The 16,091-nt window shown below is 65.3% G+C and carries 16 protein-coding genes; 6 read left to right on the top strand and 10 right to left on the bottom strand.

From position 1 onward, the window contains the following. Together C936_RS0112295 and C936_RS0112290 are read right to left on the bottom strand one after the other, a co-directional pair. Entirely contained in the window at positions 1 to 1,683 is a 1,683-nt protein-coding gene (locus C936_RS0112295) for an NADH-quinone oxidoreductase subunit L (protein WP_018138822.1), read from the bottom strand. A gap of 231 nt (positions 1,684 to 1,914) precedes the next feature. Continuing rightward, entirely contained in the window at positions 1,915 to 4,623 is a 2,709-nt protein-coding gene (locus C936_RS0112290) for a cation-transporting P-type ATPase (RefSeq protein ID WP_018649351.1), read from the bottom strand. Positions 4,624 to 4,798: 175 nt separating this feature from the next. Between C936_RS0112290 and C936_RS0112285 the strand changes: the two genes are divergently transcribed. From C936_RS0112285 to C936_RS0112265, 5 genes are all read left to right on the top strand, one after another. Further along, positions 4,799 to 5,233, top strand: coding sequence for a CrcB family protein (locus C936_RS0112285; protein ID WP_018138820.1), 435 nt, complete (start codon positions 4,799 to 4,801; stop codon positions 5,231 to 5,233). Then, positions 5,230 to 5,646, top strand: coding sequence for a fluoride efflux transporter CrcB (gene crcB, locus C936_RS0112280; protein ID WP_018138819.1), 417 nt, complete (start codon positions 5,230 to 5,232; stop codon positions 5,644 to 5,646). Before C936_RS0112285 ends, crcB begins: the two co-directional genes overlap by 4 nt. Positions 5,647 to 5,731: 85 nt before the next feature. Next, a complete protein-coding gene (serS, locus tag C936_RS0112275; protein WP_018649352.1) occupies positions 5,732 to 7,021 on the top strand; it encodes a serine--tRNA ligase in 1,290 nt (429 codons plus the stop codon). A 21-nt stretch (positions 7,022 to 7,042) separates the two neighbouring features. After that, the gene (locus C936_RS0112270) at positions 7,043 to 8,071 is read left to right on the top strand and encodes a thioredoxin fold domain-containing protein (protein WP_018174444.1); all 1,029 of its coding nucleotides are present in this window, start codon (positions 7,043 to 7,045) and stop codon (positions 8,069 to 8,071) included. Between the two features lie 311 nt (positions 8,072 to 8,382). Further along, the gene (locus C936_RS0112265; protein WP_018139189.1) at positions 8,383 to 8,790 is read left to right on the top strand and encodes a hypothetical protein; all 408 of its coding nucleotides are present in this window, start codon (positions 8,383 to 8,385) and stop codon (positions 8,788 to 8,790) included. A 172-nt stretch (positions 8,791 to 8,962) separates the two neighbouring features. On the opposite strand, the gene cyaY is transcribed toward C936_RS0112265, so the two are convergent. From cyaY to C936_RS0112250, 3 genes are all read right to left on the bottom strand, one after another. Continuing rightward, positions 8,963 to 9,286 (bottom strand): iron donor protein CyaY, encoded by a 324-nt coding sequence (gene cyaY / locus C936_RS0112260; RefSeq protein WP_012982299.1) that lies wholly within the window; start codon positions 9,284 to 9,286, stop codon positions 8,963 to 8,965. 98 nt (positions 9,287 to 9,384) lie between these two features. Next, positions 9,385 to 9,777 carry a DUF423 domain-containing protein gene (locus tag C936_RS0112255; protein ID WP_018174445.1) on the bottom strand — a complete coding sequence of 131 codons (393 nt, stop codon included), beginning with the start codon at positions 9,775 to 9,777 and terminating at the stop codon, positions 9,385 to 9,387. Positions 9,778 to 9,792: 15 nt separating this feature from the next. After that, complete coding sequence (locus C936_RS0112250) at positions 9,793 to 10,065, bottom strand: hypothetical protein (RefSeq protein WP_018139187.1); 273 nt, start codon at positions 10,063 to 10,065, stop codon at positions 9,793 to 9,795. Between the two features lie 131 nt (positions 10,066 to 10,196). Here C936_RS0112250 and C936_RS0112245 point away from each other — a divergent pair, with 131 nt between their 5' ends. Then, positions 10,197 to 10,757, top strand: a complete 561-nt coding sequence (locus C936_RS0112245; protein ID WP_018139186.1) for a hypothetical protein — start codon at positions 10,197 to 10,199, stop codon at positions 10,755 to 10,757. A gap of 37 nt (positions 10,758 to 10,794) precedes the next feature. On the opposite strand, the gene C936_RS0112240 is transcribed toward C936_RS0112245, so the two are convergent. The 5 genes from C936_RS0112240 to C936_RS0112220 form a co-directional block, all read right to left on the bottom strand. Then, entirely contained in the window at positions 10,795 to 11,550 is a 756-nt protein-coding gene (locus tag C936_RS0112240) for a class I SAM-dependent methyltransferase (RefSeq protein ID WP_018174446.1), read from the bottom strand. Between the two features lie 2 nt (positions 11,551 to 11,552). After that, positions 11,553 to 11,795, bottom strand: coding sequence for a SlyX family protein (locus C936_RS14775; protein ID WP_081601215.1), 243 nt, complete (start codon positions 11,793 to 11,795; stop codon positions 11,553 to 11,555). Then, a complete protein-coding gene (locus C936_RS0112230) occupies positions 11,782 to 12,762 on the bottom strand; it encodes a D-2-hydroxyacid dehydrogenase (RefSeq protein WP_018649353.1) in 981 nt (326 codons plus the stop codon). The genes C936_RS14775 and C936_RS0112230 overlap by 14 nt, the downstream gene beginning before the upstream one ends. A gap of 180 nt (positions 12,763 to 12,942) precedes the next feature. Continuing rightward, complete coding sequence (locus C936_RS0112225) at positions 12,943 to 13,632, bottom strand: Bax inhibitor-1/YccA family protein (RefSeq protein WP_018139182.1); 690 nt, start codon at positions 13,630 to 13,632, stop codon at positions 12,943 to 12,945. Positions 13,633 to 13,727: 95 nt separating this feature from the next. Beyond that, complete coding sequence (locus C936_RS0112220; RefSeq protein WP_018649354.1) at positions 13,728 to 15,800, bottom strand: SulP family inorganic anion transporter; 2,073 nt, start codon at positions 15,798 to 15,800, stop codon at positions 13,728 to 13,730. Positions 15,801 to 16,091 lie beyond the last annotated feature (291 nt).

The raw sequence follows: 16,091 nt of genomic DNA, 5'->3' as shown, positions 1-16,091 counted from the left end.
TCAACCCCACCTCAGCCAGAGATTCAGGCGCCGGGAACCCGCCAGCAGCGAGACCGTCATGCGAGTGTAGAGCTCGGCGACGTAGAACTCGCGGGAGAACAGCGAGTACAGCGTCAGCCAGGTGCGTCCATGTTCCCTGTCGACCCGCTGGCGGCGCACGTGGGTCAGATAGGCGCCCATCCACCCGGCCACCATGACCAGCGCCAGTAGCGCGATCAGCACACCGAAGGTGATCTGGTCGATGCCTGCCGCGGTATAAAGCGCTTCGCGGAACTCGGCATCCGGATACAGGAAGCTCTCGAAGCTGTGCCCGACAAAGCTGTAGCCGACCACGATCACCGCGAATGACAGGACGATCAGGGCCATCATGCGCAAGGGATTGCCGGTATCCAGCCGGTGCGTGGCGAACAGCACCTGGACGCCCGTGATCCAGCCAAAGAACAGGAGCACGATCGCGCCCTGTTTCTGGAAGAAGTCCGGGGCCACCCAGTAGTGTGCGAGCACCAGGATCACCAGCGGCACGATCAGCATCGCAGCCCCGATCAACAGCCATGGCAGTCGGGCCGGGGCCGACTTGCGTTCGACCAGAAAGTCGTAGAGCGGGTCGTTCGGCACGCCGTCGTGCTTGCGCGCGGCGCCAATTACCTTGCCGGCACCCAGGAACAGCGTGCCCTTGAACAGCCCGTGGGCAATCAGGTGGAAGATCGCCAGCGCGAACGCACCCGCACCGGTCTCCATGATCATGAAGCCCATCTGGCCCACGGTGGAATAGCCCAGCGACTTCTTGATGTCGTTCTGCGCGAGCATCAGCATCGAACCGAGTACCGCCGTGAACAGGCCCACGATGAACAGCAGATGCAGGACCTCGCTGCTGTGGACGAATACCGGCGCGAAGCGATTGATGATGATGCCGCCGGCGTTGACGATACCCGCGTGCATCAATGCCGAAACCGGTGTCGGTCCCTCCATGGAATAGGGCAGCCAGGTGTGCAGCGGGAACTGGGCGGATTTGGCAAAGGCCGCCAGCGCCACCAGGAAGGCCACGGTTCCGGCCACCGGCAGGTCCAGGAACGTACGGGCGTCCGGCGCCGCTTCGATCCGGGCGAACAGGGTGGGGAAGTCCAGCGCCCCGTAGGCCTGGAAGAGCACCATCGCGGCCAGTACCAGCGGCAGGTCACCCAGGCGATAGGTAATGAACGTCCAGAACGCGTAGCGCTGCGCGTTAACGGGTTCGGTGTTGTGCGCCAGCAGGAAATAGAGAAAGACGCCGATCAGATGCCAGGCCACCAGCAGGGTGATCAGATCGCCGGCCATGACCATCAGCAGGATCGAGCCGGTCATCAGATCCAGCAACATGAAAAAGCGCGCGTACCCCGGCTCCTCGATCATGTAGCGGATCGAATAGATGTGGACCACCAGGCTGATGCCGGCGACGACCAGCGCCATGATCGCGCTCAGCGGGTCGATCTGCAGACTGCCCCAGCCGCCGGCCATGACCGTCCATTGCGGCCCTGTGTCTCTGGCGATGTAGGCGATCAGCTGGAAAGCGGCCACCAGCACGACGAGCAGGTTGATGCCCACGCTCAGCCGTGCGACCCGTTTGCCGAGTCGGGCACCGAACAGATGGACGAGTAATGCCGAGAGGAAGGGGAGGAGAGGGATCAGCCACTGCGTCTCGATCATTGTCTCGACCTTGGTTGGCGCTGTTGGCTGCCCGTCGGGGTGTTGACTTCGATGTACCGGATAATAGGTAAAGAAATATCCAAAAACACGCCGTCCGGATACAAAACAGGTGGGCCGATTGCAAACTCTGGCCCTTCATCACGGGAGGCGTACGCGGGCCCCGGCGGGCTGTCCTGCGTGAGCCAGTCGCGGACGGGGGCGGCCGCGGCCGGCTGCCGGCTCGGGGCTCCTTTACTGGTGCGGGTTGAAGCCCCTGCGGCGCAACAGGGCCTTCTCGAGCTCCACCAGGGTAAAGAGGATCAGGCCGAACGCGAGGATGCGCAGCCACTCTTGCGGTCCGATGGCGGTGGTGCCGAACAGGAGTTGCAGTGGCGGGGCATAGGTAAAGAGGCTCTGGAGCACGATCAGGATCCCGATTGCGATCAGGGCCGGTCGGCTGGCGACGAGGCTTGCATGGCTGAGAGCGGGCGCCAGAAGAGAGCGGCTGGTAAGCATGAAGAACAGCTGCCCCATGACCAGGGTGTTGATGGCCACCGTACGGGCAAACTCGTGTTCGGCCCCCTGCTGCTCCAGCCACAGGAAGTGGCCAAAGGCACCGGCGACCAGCAGGGTGGACACGAAACTGACGCGCCAGAGCAGGAAGCCGGACAAGATAGGCGTATTGGGCGGGCGAGGAGGGCGTTGCATCACGCCCGGCTCGGTCGGTTCGAAGGCCAGCGCCAGGCCGAGGGTAACCGCACTGACCATGTTGACCCACAGGACCTGCACCGGGGTTAGCGGCAAGGTCAGACCCAGCAAAATGGCAGCGACGATCGTAAAGGCCAGTCCCCCGTTGCTGGGCAGCAGGAACATGATCGCCTTTTTCAGGTTGTCATAGACCGTGCGGCCTTCCTCGACCGCATTGGCGATGGAGACGAAGTTGTCGTCGGCCAGCACCATTGCGGAGGCCTCGCGTGCGGCCTCGGTACCCTTCAGTCCCATGGCCACGCCAACATCGGCGCGTTTGAGTGCAGGGGTGTCGTTTACGCCGTCACCGGTCATTGCTACCACGTCGCCGTGGCTCTGAATCGCGCGAACGAGCCGCAGCTTGTGCTCCGGTGTGGTGCGGGCAAATACGTCGACCCGCTGGACCATCGCCTGGAGGTCATCGTCCGAGGTGTCGTCCAGTTCGTGGCCGACCACGACACCGCCTTCGGTGCTGATGCCCAGTTCGTCGGCGATCGCCCGTGCGGTGACGCCGTGATCGCCGGTGATCATCTTCACGCGGATCCCGGCTCTCTGACAGTGAGCCACCGCTTCGATTGCCTCTTCTCGCGGAGGGTCGATGATTCCGCAGACAGCAACCAGGGTGAGGCCTCCGTTCTCGATGTCGTCGAACTCGAGTTCTCGGCAGTGCCTTTCCATGCGTTTGGTAGCGAGAGCGAGCAGGCGCTGACCGCGGGAGGCGACATCATCCATCCACTGTTGCCAGTGTTCGGTGTCCAGCGGCTCATCCTCATCGTCGGTGCGCTGGTGGCTGCACAGCGCCAGTACGCGTTCCGGCGCGCCCTTGAGGAAGAGGAAGGCGTGCCCCTCATGATCGTGGTGCAGGGTGGCCATGAACTTGTAGGATGATTCGAACGGGATCACGTCGTCGCGCACAAATTCCTTGTTCACGAGCTTCGGCTCCAGCCCGCCCTTCATCGCCGCGGTGATCAGGGCGCCTTCGGTCGGGTCGCCTTCCATGGTCCACTGGTCGCCCTTGAGATAGACCTCGGCGTCGTTGCACAGCAGGATGCCGCGCAAGGTCTCGGCCAGCAGGGGATCGGTCTCCGGATCGGCCTCCTGGCCGTCGCGGGTGACCCCGCCGTGCGGCTCGTAGCCCACCCCGCCCAGTTCGTACTCTGCCTGGGTGGTGATGATGCTCTTTACCGTCATCTCGTTACGGGTGAGGGTGCCGGTCTTGTCCGAGCAGATGGTGGTAACCGAGCCCAGGGTCTCGACCGCCGGCAGGCGGCGGATGATCGCGTGACGGGCAGCCATCCGCTGAACCCCGATCGCCAGGGTGATGGTCATGATCGCTGGCAGCCCCTCGGGAATCGCCGCAACGGCAAGGCTGGCTGCAGCGAGAAAGGTCTCTACCAGGTCGTAGTCGCGCACCCAGAAGCCGAATGCAAAGGTGAGTGCCGCCAGCACGCCAATCGCGACTGACAACCAGCGGCCAAACTGGGCGATCTGCTGAAGCAGCGGAGTGGTGACGCTCTCCACTTCGCCAAGCAGGGTGGAGATGCGGCCGATCTCGGTATTGGCGCCCGTGGCCACCACTACGCCGCGCCCCTGGCCGAAGGCGACCAGGGTCCCGGAGTAGGCCATGGACTGACGGTCGCCAAGATCGGCGTCGCTGTCCACGGGGTCGGTCTGTTTGTCGCTGGCGATCGACTCGCCGGTCAGCGTGGCCTCGTCGACCCGCATATTGTGCGCCCCGATCAAGCGCAGATCAGCCGGGACTCGGTCTCCGGCCTGCAGATAGACGATATCGCCGGGGACGAGCTTCTCGGCGGGAATGCTGCGGCGTTGCCCCTCCCGCAGGACTTGCGCCTGGGGCGAGAGCATCCCGCGGATGGCTTCGAGGGCCTTTTCGGCATTGCCCTCCTGGATGTGGCCGATGGTGGCATTGATCAGCACCACCCCGAGGATTACGCCAGTATCCAGCCAGTGACCAAGGAGCGCTGTGCCAACGGCTGCGGCGATCAGTACGTAGATCAGTATGTTGTGAAACTGCCCCAGAAAGCGCATCAGCGGTCCACGGCGTGGCGGCTGGGGCAGCCGGTTGTACCCGTGTTTTTCCAGCCGCTGGTGGGCGGTTTCGCTATCCAGGCCGTCAGCGTTGGTGCCAAGGGCATCCAGGGTCTGGTCGACGCCCCGGCTGTGCCAGTCGCGGTCTGGTTCGCGATCGCTCATGTGTATCCCTGACGGATGGCGGCTGTACATTGCTTCCGGTTGTCCTAATCATGCGCCGGGAAAGGCGATGTGTCAGGGCTTGTCGATGAACAGGCGCACTAGCGTGTGCCGAAGCATGGCCAAGTTGTATTTGAACAGATCCGCGGAGGGCGCTGAATCGGTGCGCCGAATGCAAATGCTCGACAGGCCGACTGCGGGCACAGACAATGCCGTCATGATCGACTGGTGGGAGGGCCTTGTGCTGGTGGGGGCAGGGGGCGCGCTGGGAGGGCTGGCGCGCTTCTGGCTGTCGCAGTGGATTGATAACCGCACCGGAGGCCGTTTCCCGTGGGGGACGCTGGTCGTGAACGCCTCGGGCGCGCTGCTGATCGGCGTGACGATCGGGCTGGTGGCGGACCCCTCCGGAGCGCGCTGGCTCTGGTTGTTGCTGGTGGTGGGGGTGCTCGGCAGTTTCACCACGGTCTCCTCGTTCAGCCTGCAGACGTTGGGTGTTGCGGAACGCGACGGCTGGCGCCCGGCGATCGCCTACGTCCTGCTCACACTGGGTGGTGGGCTGGCGCTGGTGTATATCGGCCATGCGCTGGGCCGCGTCGCGGGTGGTGCGGCATGACGGGCTACTCGCTGCGCCTGTCCGCGTTCGTCGCCCTGGGGGCCGCGCTGGGCAGCATGGCGCGCTATGGCCTGTCGTGGACCGGGCTGCACCTGATGGGAACCGGGTTTCCCTGGGACACGCTGGCGGTGAATGTGGCCGGCTCCTGGCTGATTGGGCTTTACGCCGTGATCAGTGCCCCGGAGGGTTGCCGGCCCGCCGATCCGGTGAGCCGCCAGTTTGTCCTGGCCGGCTTCTGCGGGGGCTTTACGACGTTTTCGGTGTTCAGCCTGGAGAGCCTGTGGTTGCTGGAGACGGGCGATCCCGGACGTGCGGCGCTGTATGTGTCCGTATCCCTGGTGCTGTGGCTGGCGGGCGTATGGCTGGGTAGCGTGCAGGGGCGTCGCTGGAATGCCGCTGCGTCACGCGGCTGAGGCCGGACGGGCCTGACGGCCCGGCCATGGACGGGGCGCGGCCGCGACCGTAGACTTCCCGGTCGTTTGTGAACGGATTACCGACATGCTGGATATTCGCAGTCTGCGCCAGGACCTGGACGCGACCGTGGCGGCCCTGGCCAGCCGCGGCTTCGAGCTCGACCGCGAGCGCTTCGAGACGCTGGAAGCGCGGCGCAAGGACCTTCAGGTTCGTACCCAGGAACTCCAGAACGAGCGTAATACCCGCTCCAAGGGGATCGGGCAGGCCAAGGCGCGGGGCGAGGATATCGAGCCCCTGAAGGCCGAGGTCGGTCGTCTGGGTGATGAACTCAAGCAGTGCGAGGCCGACCTGCATGGCGTGCAGCAGGAGCTGGACGCGCTGCTGATGCGCATCCCGAACCTGCCGCAGAAGGACGTGCCCGTCGGCAAGGACGAGGAGGCGAACGTCGAGGTGCGCCGCGAGGGCACCCCGCGCGAGTTCGATTTCACCCCCCGCGACCACGTGGACCTGGGCCTGCCCGGCGGCTGGCTGGATTTCGAGGCGGCGGTACGCGTGGCCGGCTCCCGCTTCGTGGTGATGCGCGGCGAGATGGCGCGTCTGCACCGCGCGTTGACCCAGTTCATGCTCGACCTGCACACCCAGCAGCATGGCTACCAGGAAACCTATGTCCCGTACCTGGCGAATCCGGAGTCCCTGGAGGGGACGGGCCAGCTGCCCAAGTTCGATGAGGACCTGTTCTCGGTGGACTGCGACCAGCGTTTCCGGCTGATCCCGACCGCCGAGGTCACGCTGACCAACCTGGTGCGCGAGCAGATCCTCGAGGCCGGCGCGCTCCCGCTGAAGATGACCGCCCACACCCCGTGCTTCCGCTCGGAGGCGGGCAGCTACGGGCGTGACGTGCGCGGCCTGATCCGCCAGCACCAGTTCGAGAAGGTGGAGCTGGTGCAGGTGGTGCATCCGGAACAGTCCGGCGCGGCCCTGGAAGAGCTGCTCGGGCACGCGGAGACGGTGCTGCAGGCACTGGAGCTGCCCTATCGCGTAATGCTGCTGAGTACCGGCGACATGGGCTTTGCGGCCGCGCGCACCTATGACCTGGAGGTCTGGTTGCCGGGCCAGCAGGCCTACCGCGAGATCTCCTCGTGCTCCAATTTCGAGGCCTTCCAAGCGCGGCGTATGCAGGCCCGCTTCCGTCCGGAAGCAGGCAGCAAGCCCGAGCTGGTGCATACCATCAACGGGTCCGGTGTCGCGGTGGGTCGTGCCCTGGTCGCCCTGCTCGAGAATCACCAGCAGGCCGACGGCTCGATCACGGTCCCGGAGCGGCTGCGTCCCTATCTCGGTGGAACCTCGGTCCTGAAACCGCCGTCTGAACAGTAAGTTGATTCAGGCGGGGTGGATGTGAGCCAAATCGGAAAGCCAACTGCGTTCGTCAGTCTGCTGGTGCTGCTGCTTTGCTGGCCGCTGTGGGCGCAGGCCGAGATCGAGGAGGGCTTCGATTTCGACGATTCACCGCGGATCATCGGCCTGCACGCACCGGACTGGTTCGAGCTGAGCTTTCTCGATCTGCCGGAGGACCTGGAACGTGCCGTGGAGCGCGGCAAGCAGGGGCTGGCCGTGTACTACGGGATGGACGACTGCCCGTACTGCGAACAGCTGTTCGAGGTGAATTTCGAGAAAGAGGACATTCGCGCGCAGCTGTCGGACAACTTCGATGTGGTGGCGATCGACGTGCTCGGCGACCGCGAGGTGACCGGGCTGGACGGGGAGGTCAAATTCGAACGCGAATATGCCTCGGAACAGCGGCTTAACTTCACCCCTTCAATTGCTTTCTATGATGCTGACGGCGAACGCATCCACCAGATGCGGGGATACTACCCGCCGTATCGATTCCGCGCGCTGCTCGACTTCGTGACGGAGCGTCACGACCGCGAAATGAGTTTTCGTGATTATCTCGACCGCGCCGACCCTCCGCCCAAGTTCGACACGGACGACATCAACGAGCGCGACTTCTTTGTCAACGAGCCCTATGCGCTGGATCGCAGCAAGATCCCCGCGCAACGGCCCCTGGTGGTGTTCTTCGAGCGCGAGGCCTGCCATGCCTGCGATATCCTGCATACCGAACCGTTGCAGGAAGACGAGGTGCTGGACCGCATCGCCCTGATGGATGCCGTCCAGCTGGACGCCGAGGACAGTGACACGCCGGTACTGACCCCGGACGGTCAACGAACCAACCCGCGCGACTGGGCGGCGGAACTGGACGTGCACTGGGCGCCGACTCTGATCTTCTTCGACGAGACGGGCGAGGAGATCATCCGCATTGATTCGGTCGTGCACCTGAACCGGCTGCGCAACGTGATGGACTATGTGCTCACGCGCGGCTATGAGGACTATCCAACCTTCGAACGCTGGCGCGCCCAGCAACCATAGCCGTTAGGGAAACGCTGATTCATGTACACACTCGCGTTGGCACCCCCGGTTTTCCGAGAGAAGGCGCGGTGCGCAGCCGGTAGCGGTTCTACCGGCAAGGGCCGCAACGCAGGATCGGGGAACCGGGGGTGCCAACCCCAAGGGGCTCGGCCGCCCGTTTTTGATGACAACGGGCGCGCGCCCGGCGTTGCGGTTCCCTTGTGCAGAATGACTGCACGGCGGTCACCGCGCCTTGTTCGCACGCAAAAGCGACTCGAGCGCGAGCGTGTACATGAATCAGCGTTTCCCTAGGCGGCCGAGGACCGAACTGCATGCATTTCGAACGTGACTTCGTCGTGCGCAATCGCGATGTGCTGGAGGCCATTGTGGCCCGCGCTCATCGTGTCGCGCTGGGGATCTTTGTGCTGACCTTCAGCGGCTACGGGATCGCCGTCTGGCTTTGGTTTCAGGAGCAGATGTGGGCGGCGCTGATCACCGCGACCGTCAGCTACCTGGTGTTTCGCCAGTTCCGCATGCTGGCGCTGGGGATCGCGCGCATGCCGCTGCGAGGGGACCCCCAGGCGCTGGAAGCGACCCGGGCACTGGATAACGCGCTGGAAGAGGACCGGCCGCATCCGGTGCTGGCGGAGCTGGAGGCCCACCTGCGGGCGCTGGATGAGGAGGGATCTCCGGAGGCGTCGTCGCAGGAGGGTGAAGACGGCCGGTCGGGCCGAGACTAGGGAGACGCTGGTTTAATCGCACGTCCGCGTTGGTGCCCCCTGTTCCCCGATCCTGCGTTGCGCCCCGCATTCATCAAAAACGGGCGGGTAGAACCACTACCCGCTACACGACGCGCCTTGTCTCGGAAAACAGGGGGCACCAACGCGGACGTGCGATTAAACCAGCGTCTCCCTAGAGCTCGACGCGTACGCCCAGCTTCTGCCCGATCACGCGGGCCACGGTCTCGTGCAGGTCGTCCCCGTTACGGTCATCCAGCCAGGCATCTTCGTCCTCGTTGTAGCCGAAGTGAGCCGGGCCCTCGGGCGAGGACAGCCAGATCTGCTGCGCAGCCTCCTGGCGGTTCAGGATCATCTGCGCCCCGTCCTCGAACTCGAGGGTCAGGACACCGTCGATCAGGTCGATGTCCAGGTCGTCGAGACCGTCCTGGTCGCTCAGGCGGTTGTAGATCTCGTCGAGGGTCTGTTCGGCAAATACGGCGAAGGAGGGCTGGCTCATGGGTCTCTCGGTTCGGTCGATGCTTGTGGCGCGGGCAGTATAAAGGAGGAAGCGCTGAAGGAAGCGATGTCGGCGTTCCGGACGGGGTCAACGTCTTCTTATGCTCGCCAGGCGGCGATGGCCAGGCCCAGCCAGCCGAGGATGAAGGCGGTGCCGCCCAGTGGCGCGATGGCCCCCAGTACGCGCGGGGCGCCCAGTGCCAGGGCATACAGGCTGCCGGCAAAGAGCAGGATGCCGAGCACGAAGGCCACCGCGCTGGCGGTGGCCCAGCCGCTGGCCAGGTGCGACCACAGCGCTGCCAGTAGCAGCAGGGCGAGGGCATGGATGAAGTGATACTGGACGCCGGTGTCCCAGGTGGCCAGCGCGCGCTCGGACAATCGTTCTTGCAGGGCATGTGCGCCGAAGGCACCGAGCACCACCGCGATGGCGGCGAGCAGGGCCCCGATCACGACTAGGGCGCGGATCATCGGCTCGGTCTCCGTACCTGGCATCAGTGTTTCCCTGGGCTAGGCGTCGTCGCCCATCTCGCTGTCGTAGTCCTTCCCGGGGATCCAGCCGTGCTCGCGGGCACGCTCGATCGCTGCATCGTGGATGCGCGTGTGGCGCTCGCGAAGCTCGGGCGGGAGGTTGGCGATGCGCAGGTCGTACTTGTCCCACTCGGCGTTGACCTGGTCGTGCAGCTGCTGGATGCGCCCGAGGTCCCACCCCTCGCAGGTCTCGGTCTCCGGCAGGAAGCCGAAGACCCAGGCATCGCGGATAATATTGCCGACCGGCGTCATGCCGCCGTACAAGTCATTGTGGATGCCGATGTAGTGGCGGCGTCCGGAGCGTCTGGCTGTAGTCATGCGCGTAGTGTAGAGGCACGCCGGCCAGGCGCAAAGCACATTCTTTACAGACCGGAGTACTCACGATGCAGCCCGCGGGCGAAAGCCTGAATCGAATACGGATCCGCGTCCTGATGAAGCTGATGGTGCTGGGCGGGGTGGTGATGTTCGCCGGTGTCCTTGCGAGCTACGCCCTGTCCATGCTGGGGGGCGGGGAGACCGAGCGCCGCGTCGTGGAGCTGGATACGATCGCCCCCGGCGAGCTCAAGCGGCTGGACTGGGAGGGTCGGCGCATCCTGGTCCTGCACCGTGACCCGGCTCTCCAACAGGCGCTGGGCGAGGATGACGAGCTGGTCGATCCACGCGCCCGCCGGGGCCAGCAGCCAGACGGGCTGGAACTGCCGCTGCGTAGTCTGCGGCCGGAGTGGCTGGTCGTGATCGGCGAGAGCACCGATCTCGGCTGCGAGCTGGACCTGGTGCACCCGGACGCGGCGGAGGACTGGTCCGGCGGGTTCGTCGATCGCTGCCGTGGGGGCCGCTATGACGCCGCCGGACGGGTGTATGACGGGCAGGACGCCCGGCGCAATCTGCCGATCCCCGAGTACCGTTTCTCCGGAGACGACAGGCTGATTCTGGGTGGTTCGTGATCGGTGAGGCGCGCGTGGGCGGGCCCGGAGGCCGGATTCAGGCGTGCACGGTGGGTGCGTAGACGTCGAAGCGTACGCTCTTGCCCCGGACGCTGCCCTGGGGCGTGTCGGGACCCAGGGCAGGGGCATGCAGGGGCCGCTTGACGACGACCCGCCGCGTGGCCGCCTCGCGCAGACGCTGCAGCGTGGTTTCCGGGTCGGGGTCCGGGGCGCCCTCCATCAGGGCCTGGGTCAGCTGCATGTCCTTCTTGACCGCGGCGCGCTTGGCCCGCTCCGGAAACATGGGATCGAACACGGCGGCGACGGGCGGTGTGCCCAGGGTCGCTGGCGTGGCCAGGCCCGCGTGCAGCGTGATGCGCTCGACAATCGGGGCCAGCGCCTCGTCATGGGCGGCGCGCTGCAGGGCATCCGCCAGCAGCAGGTAGACGACCGGGTGGCGTTCCCAGGCATCCACGCGGAAGCCGTGCGCGGCCAGCAGCAGCGTATCGCGCCCCAGGCCGGCGGTGGCGTCCACCACATGGCTGTCTCGCGGGATGTTGCCCATGGCCCGGATCAGGCCCTCTCGCTGATGCCCGCTATGGGCCAGACGATATCCCTGACGGCCGGTGGCAAAGTCCAGATGCAGACGCAGTTCGCGTCGACCCTCCTCGCGGATCAGCGACAGCCCGTGCGCGCCGACCTCCAGTACCAGGGGCGCCTCGCCCAGGTGGCGATAGCCGTGGGCTCTCAGGTAGTGGTCGATCTCCCGGCCTCGGGCCTCCTGCCCGGGTTCTGCGCGGACTTGAAGGGTCACGGTCAGTAGTGCGGCGGAGGCGGCTCGTTGCCGTCTCCGGGGCCGCCACCCTGGTCCTCGAGTTCCCGCAACCGGTCGCGGAGCCACTGGAGCTGGCGGCGCAGTTCCTGGTTGTCCTGCTGGAGCTCGTGCTGGACGCGGGCCTGCTCTTCCTGGGTGTATTCCTGATGCGCCAGGCGAACTTCCAGCGCCTCGATCCGCGCGATCAGTTCGTGGTCGGTGCGGGATGGGTCAGCTGACGACATGGCGGGGCTGTCCCTGGGCGAAAGAGTGGATGTTGGCTGCGACCTCCTCGATCACGTGCTGACGGGCACCGCGGGCCGCCCAGGCCGTATGTGGCGTCAGCACAAGGTTCGGGATGTCCGCTGCCAGCAGGGGGTGGTCTGCGGGCGGGGGCTCGGGCTCCAGGACGTCGATGCCGGCACCGCCCAGGTGGCCCGCTCGCAAATGCCGCGCGAGGGCCTCGGGATCGACCAGGCCGCCACGGGCGGTATTGAGCAGGATTGACCCAGTGGGCATCTGCCGCAGTGCGTTGTCGTCGATCAGGTGGCGGGTTTCGGGGGACAACGGGCAATGCAGGCTGACCACGTCGCTGGTCGCCAGGAGCTCGGGCAGCGGGATTCGATCCGCGTCATCCGCAGGCGAGGGCACCGCCTTGCGCAGGCTTGCGGCCACCTGAACCTGCATGCCGAAGGCCCGGGCGACGCGTGCCGTGGCCTGGCCCAGTACGCCATGGCCGATGATGCCCAGACGCATGCCCGCCAGGGTCCGGATCGGGTGATCCAGCAGACAGAACTGATCGGACGCGCTCCAGTGGCCGGCGCGAATATCGGCGCGGTAGTCGTCCAGCCGCGTGACCAGCGTCAGCAGCAGGGCAAAGACATGCTGTACCACGGAGTCTGTCGCATAGTCGCGGGCATTGCTGACCGTGATGCCCGCCCGGTTCGCGGCGGCGACATCGATATTGTTGGTGCCGGTGGCCGCCGCGCAGACCAGCTGCAGGTTTGCGGCCGCGGCCAGCAGCGACTCGTCGAGCACCACCTTGTTGGTGACCACAACCTCGGCACTGGCGATGCGGGCGGCGATCTCGTCGGGGTCTGTGCGCGGGTGCAGGTCCCACTCGGGAAGGGCCTCGCGCAGGGGGGTGAGGTCCAGGTCGTCGCGATCCACCGTGGACAGGTCGAGAAATACCCCGTGTCGCAGTTCAGTCATGGCGTTTACCAGGCGAAACGGTGTTGCGACGCTTGCGGACAGGATCACTACCGACCGCACGATGCGGCTTGCCTCGGAAAACCTGGGGTACCAACGCGAGCGTGTACATTGATCAGTGTTTCCCAACAAAAGGGCCCCGCATCGCGGGGCCCGAATCGCTTGCCTGTCGGCCTGCGACTGTTAGTTGTCGCCCATGAAGGCGTGGAACAGGTTCAGCAGGTGGAGGAACATCACATAGAGGTTCGCGTACAGCGAGACCGTCATCATGATGTAGTTGGCCTCCGGGTCGTGGATCATGCGGCTGGTGTCGAACAGGATCGCCGCCGACAGCAGCAGCACCACGGCCGCCGAGATGGTCAGCGACAGCGCCGGGATCGCCAGGAAGATGTTCGCGACGATCGCCAGCAGGGCGACGATCAGGCCGACCACCAGGAAGCCACCCAGGAAGCTGAAGTCCTTCTTGGTGGCCAGGGCATAGCCGGACAGCGCGACAAAGGCGACCGCCGTGGCGGTAAAGGCATTGCCGACGATCTGCGGCCCGTTGGGCAGGCCCAGGTACATGCTCAGGATCGGGCCGAGGAAGAAGCCCAGCACGCCGGTGAAGGCGAAGGTCAGCACCAGTCCGAGCGCGGAATTGCGAGCGGCATGGATGGCGAACGGGCCGCCAATCAGGACCGCCAGCAGGACCAGCCAGTGCACCGCCGGGGCGCCCACAGCCATCGCCACGAAGGCCATCACGGCGCTGAATGCCAGCGTCACCGACAGCAGCATGTAGGTCTGGCGGATGACCTTGTTGGTCGAGATGGTCTCGCTGATGGAACCGGTGCTGGACGGATTGCGACTCGAGCGAACGATCTGGTCTCGGGACACGGGTCAACTCCTCTTGGGTTCGTAACCTGCTCAGTGTAGCGATTGACGCCGGTGGGTGCAGCCCTTTTCGCCGTCCGTGGCGTGGGCTTTGGCGATCACTTGATTGGCTCACCCACGCGTTCGGAGATCTCCTTAACCGCGTGGTCGGTGGACTTGAAGATGTTGTCCTTGCCGATAATGTCCTCGAGCCCGGTGCGCTGTATCACCTCCAGGACCTGTGCCTTCACGCCGGCGAAGACCAGGGTGATGCCGCGCGCCTTCAGGCGGTGCACCAGCTGGTGGATCACTTCCTCGCCGGAGGCGTCGATCTCGTTGATGCCCTTGCCCACCACGATCAGATACTTGGCCTGTGGGTGGCGCGCGACCAGGTCCAGTACCGCGTCCTCGAAGTAGGGGACGTTGGCGAAGTACAGCGAGCCGTCGAAGCGCATCAGGCCGACCTTCTCGTTGGTCTCCAGCCCGTAGCGCTGGGCCTCGCGAAGCGTCCCGTCGTCGTAGCGGGCCAGTTCGCATACGCGCGGCTGCATGGTGCGGTACAGGTACAGCACGATGGCCAGACCGGCACCCATCAAGATGCCGTAGTCGAGATTCGGGGCCATCGCCAGGGTGGCGATGAAGGTGACCACCGCGGCCGCCCCGTCATGCTTGTTGGCCACCCAGGCGTGCTTGATTGCCTTGAAGTTAATCAGCCCGACCACGGCCATCATGATGATCGCCGCCAGTACCGATTGCGGCAGGTGGTAGATCAGGGGCGTCAGGAAGAGCAATGCGATCCCGATAAGCACGGCTGTAAATACCGAGGCCAGGCCGGTGCGTGCACCCGAATTGAGGTTGACCGCCGAGCGCGAGAACGAACCGCTGACGGGGTAGCCCTGTGTAAAGCCGCCGGCGATGTTGGCCAGGCCCTGTCCCATCAGCTCCTTGTTCGGGTCCAGACGCTGGCCGGTGCGCGCGGCCATGGCTTTGGCGATCGCAATGGCCTCGGTAAAGCCGACCAGCGCGATCACGAAGGCCGTGGTCAGGAGCGTGGTGATCGTTCCGAAGGTGATCTCTGGTGCAGAGATTGACGGCAGACCCTGGGGTACGTTGCCCACGACAGCGCCGCCACCATTGAGCGAGACCTCATCGCCGTCCACTTGCTCGATCCGCCACGAGGTGCGCTCGGCGCGTTCGCGTTCGGCATCCGTCATGTGGTCATCGGCGATGAAGCGCTCGGGTTCGTCGTCCGTCGCCGGGAGTCGGCGCAACGTTGTGTTGCGCAACTCGTCGCGCAGTGGGGCGAGCTCGGCGCGCAGTTCATCGCGCTGCAGTGCGGCCTGCTCCTGCTCGAAGCGCAGGGCCGGTGCATCGCCACGGGCCGCCTCCTGAATCTCGAGTTCCAGTTCGCGCACGCGGTCATCCAGATTGGCCGCCTGTCCCTGCTTCTCCTCGATCTGCTGGGCGAGTTCGACCAGCTCGCCAGGCGCAATTTGTGCGAGCGTCGTGTCGGCCTTGCGCTCGTACCCGATCAGCCAGGAGACCAGGATGGTGACAACCACCGCGACCAGCACGCCCGGAATCTTCGGGGCGACGCGTTTCATGCCGACCATCAGCGCGATCGCGCCCAGGCCGAAGGCGAGGGTGGGCCAATGGGTGTGCCCCAGCTCCAGCACGACACCCCAAAGACCCAGAAGGAAGTGGCCGGAGGTGTCGATCGGTACCCCCAGCAGCTTGTTGATCTGGGACAGCCCGATGATGATCGCGGCGGCGTTGGTAAAGCCGACGATCACCGGGTGCGAGATGAAGCTGACCAGCGCGCCCAGCTTGAACAGGCCCATGACCAGCTGGATTACGCCCACGATCAGGGCGAGAGCAATCGCCAGCATGATGAATTCGGATGAGCCCTCGGCCGCCAGCGGCACCAGGGCCGATGCCGTGAGCAGGGATACCACTGCCACCGGGCCGGTGGCGAGCTGATTCGAGGAACCCCACAGCGCGGCCACCATCACCGGCAGCAGCGAGGCATAGAGCCCGTACACCGGAGGCAGACCGGCCAGTTGCGCATAGGCCATGGATTGCGGGATCAGGACCAGGGCCACCGAGATCCCCGCAATCAGATCCGCGTTGAGCGTTTCCTTGGTGGGACGCCAGCTCAGGAACGGAAAGATGCGCAGCAGGATCGAATTCATGGCGGTACTCGCTTGGCCTGTTCGTGACGAAGACGACGGCTAGTCGAGCGATCCCGCGTGCCTGGCGCACCCGGGCTGTATGGCTGCCAGGGCCGTCGTCACGTGATTGGCAGCCATCTCTGGCCCGGGGTTGGGCCGGGCGCAGTCAGGGGAGGGAAGATTATAGAAGGTCGGCTTATTTTCTTCTATCAAAGGCATTCAATACGATATATAGCCTTGAGGGTATATATCGCACTCGCTGGAGCGCCCAACCCTGCACAAAAAAGCCCCGGTCACCAGCGGCGACCGGGG

The organism is Thioalkalivibrio sp. ALJ4 (genome assembly GCF_000377225.1).
Lineage (GTDB): Bacteria > Pseudomonadota > Gammaproteobacteria > Ectothiorhodospirales > Ectothiorhodospiraceae > Thioalkalivibrio.
Note: the sequence above shows the minus strand (reverse complement) of the source record. Positions and strands in the feature narration are given on the sequence as shown.

What these genes read in the sequence shown, in the direction of transcription:
- serS (WP_018649352.1), top strand. Translation starts at nt 5,732, where the DNA reads ATGCTGGATATTCGCAGTCTGCGCCAGGACCTGGACGCGACCGTGGCG.
- C936_RS0112250 (WP_018139187.1), bottom strand. Translation starts at nt 10,065, where the DNA reads ATGACGCCGGTCGGCAATATTATCCGCGATGCCTGGGTCTTCGGCTTC.
- C936_RS0112265 (WP_018139189.1), top strand. Translation starts at nt 8,383, where the DNA reads ATGCATTTCGAACGTGACTTCGTCGTGCGCAATCGCGATGTGCTGGAG.
- C936_RS0112285 (WP_018138820.1), top strand. Translation starts at nt 4,799, where the DNA reads ATGCTCGACAGGCCGACTGCGGGCACAGACAATGCCGTCATGATCGAC.
- C936_RS0112255 (WP_018174445.1), bottom strand. Translation starts at nt 9,777, where the DNA reads ATGCCAGGTACGGAGACCGAGCCGATGATCCGCGCCCTAGTCGTGATC.
- C936_RS0112230 (WP_018649353.1), bottom strand. Translation starts at nt 12,762, where the DNA reads ATGACTGAACTGCGACACGGGGTATTTCTCGACCTGTCCACGGTGGAT.
- C936_RS0112245 (WP_018139186.1), top strand. Translation starts at nt 10,197, where the DNA reads ATGCAGCCCGCGGGCGAAAGCCTGAATCGAATACGGATCCGCGTCCTG.
- C936_RS0112295 (WP_018138822.1), bottom strand. Translation starts at nt 1,683, where the DNA reads ATGATCGAGACGCAGTGGCTGATCCCTCTCCTCCCCTTCCTCTCGGCA.
- C936_RS14775 (WP_081601215.1), bottom strand. Translation starts at nt 11,795, where the DNA reads ATGTCGTCAGCTGACCCATCCCGCACCGACCACGAACTGATCGCGCGG.
- C936_RS0112290 (WP_018649351.1), bottom strand. Translation starts at nt 4,623, where the DNA reads ATGAGCGATCGCGAACCAGACCGCGACTGGCACAGCCGGGGCGTCGAC.
- cyaY (WP_012982299.1), bottom strand. Translation starts at nt 9,286, where the DNA reads ATGAGCCAGCCCTCCTTCGCCGTATTTGCCGAACAGACCCTCGACGAG.
- crcB (WP_018138819.1), top strand. Translation starts at nt 5,230, where the DNA reads ATGACGGGCTACTCGCTGCGCCTGTCCGCGTTCGTCGCCCTGGGGGCC.
- C936_RS0112220 (WP_018649354.1), bottom strand. Translation starts at nt 15,800, where the DNA reads ATGAATTCGATCCTGCTGCGCATCTTTCCGTTCCTGAGCTGGCGTCCC.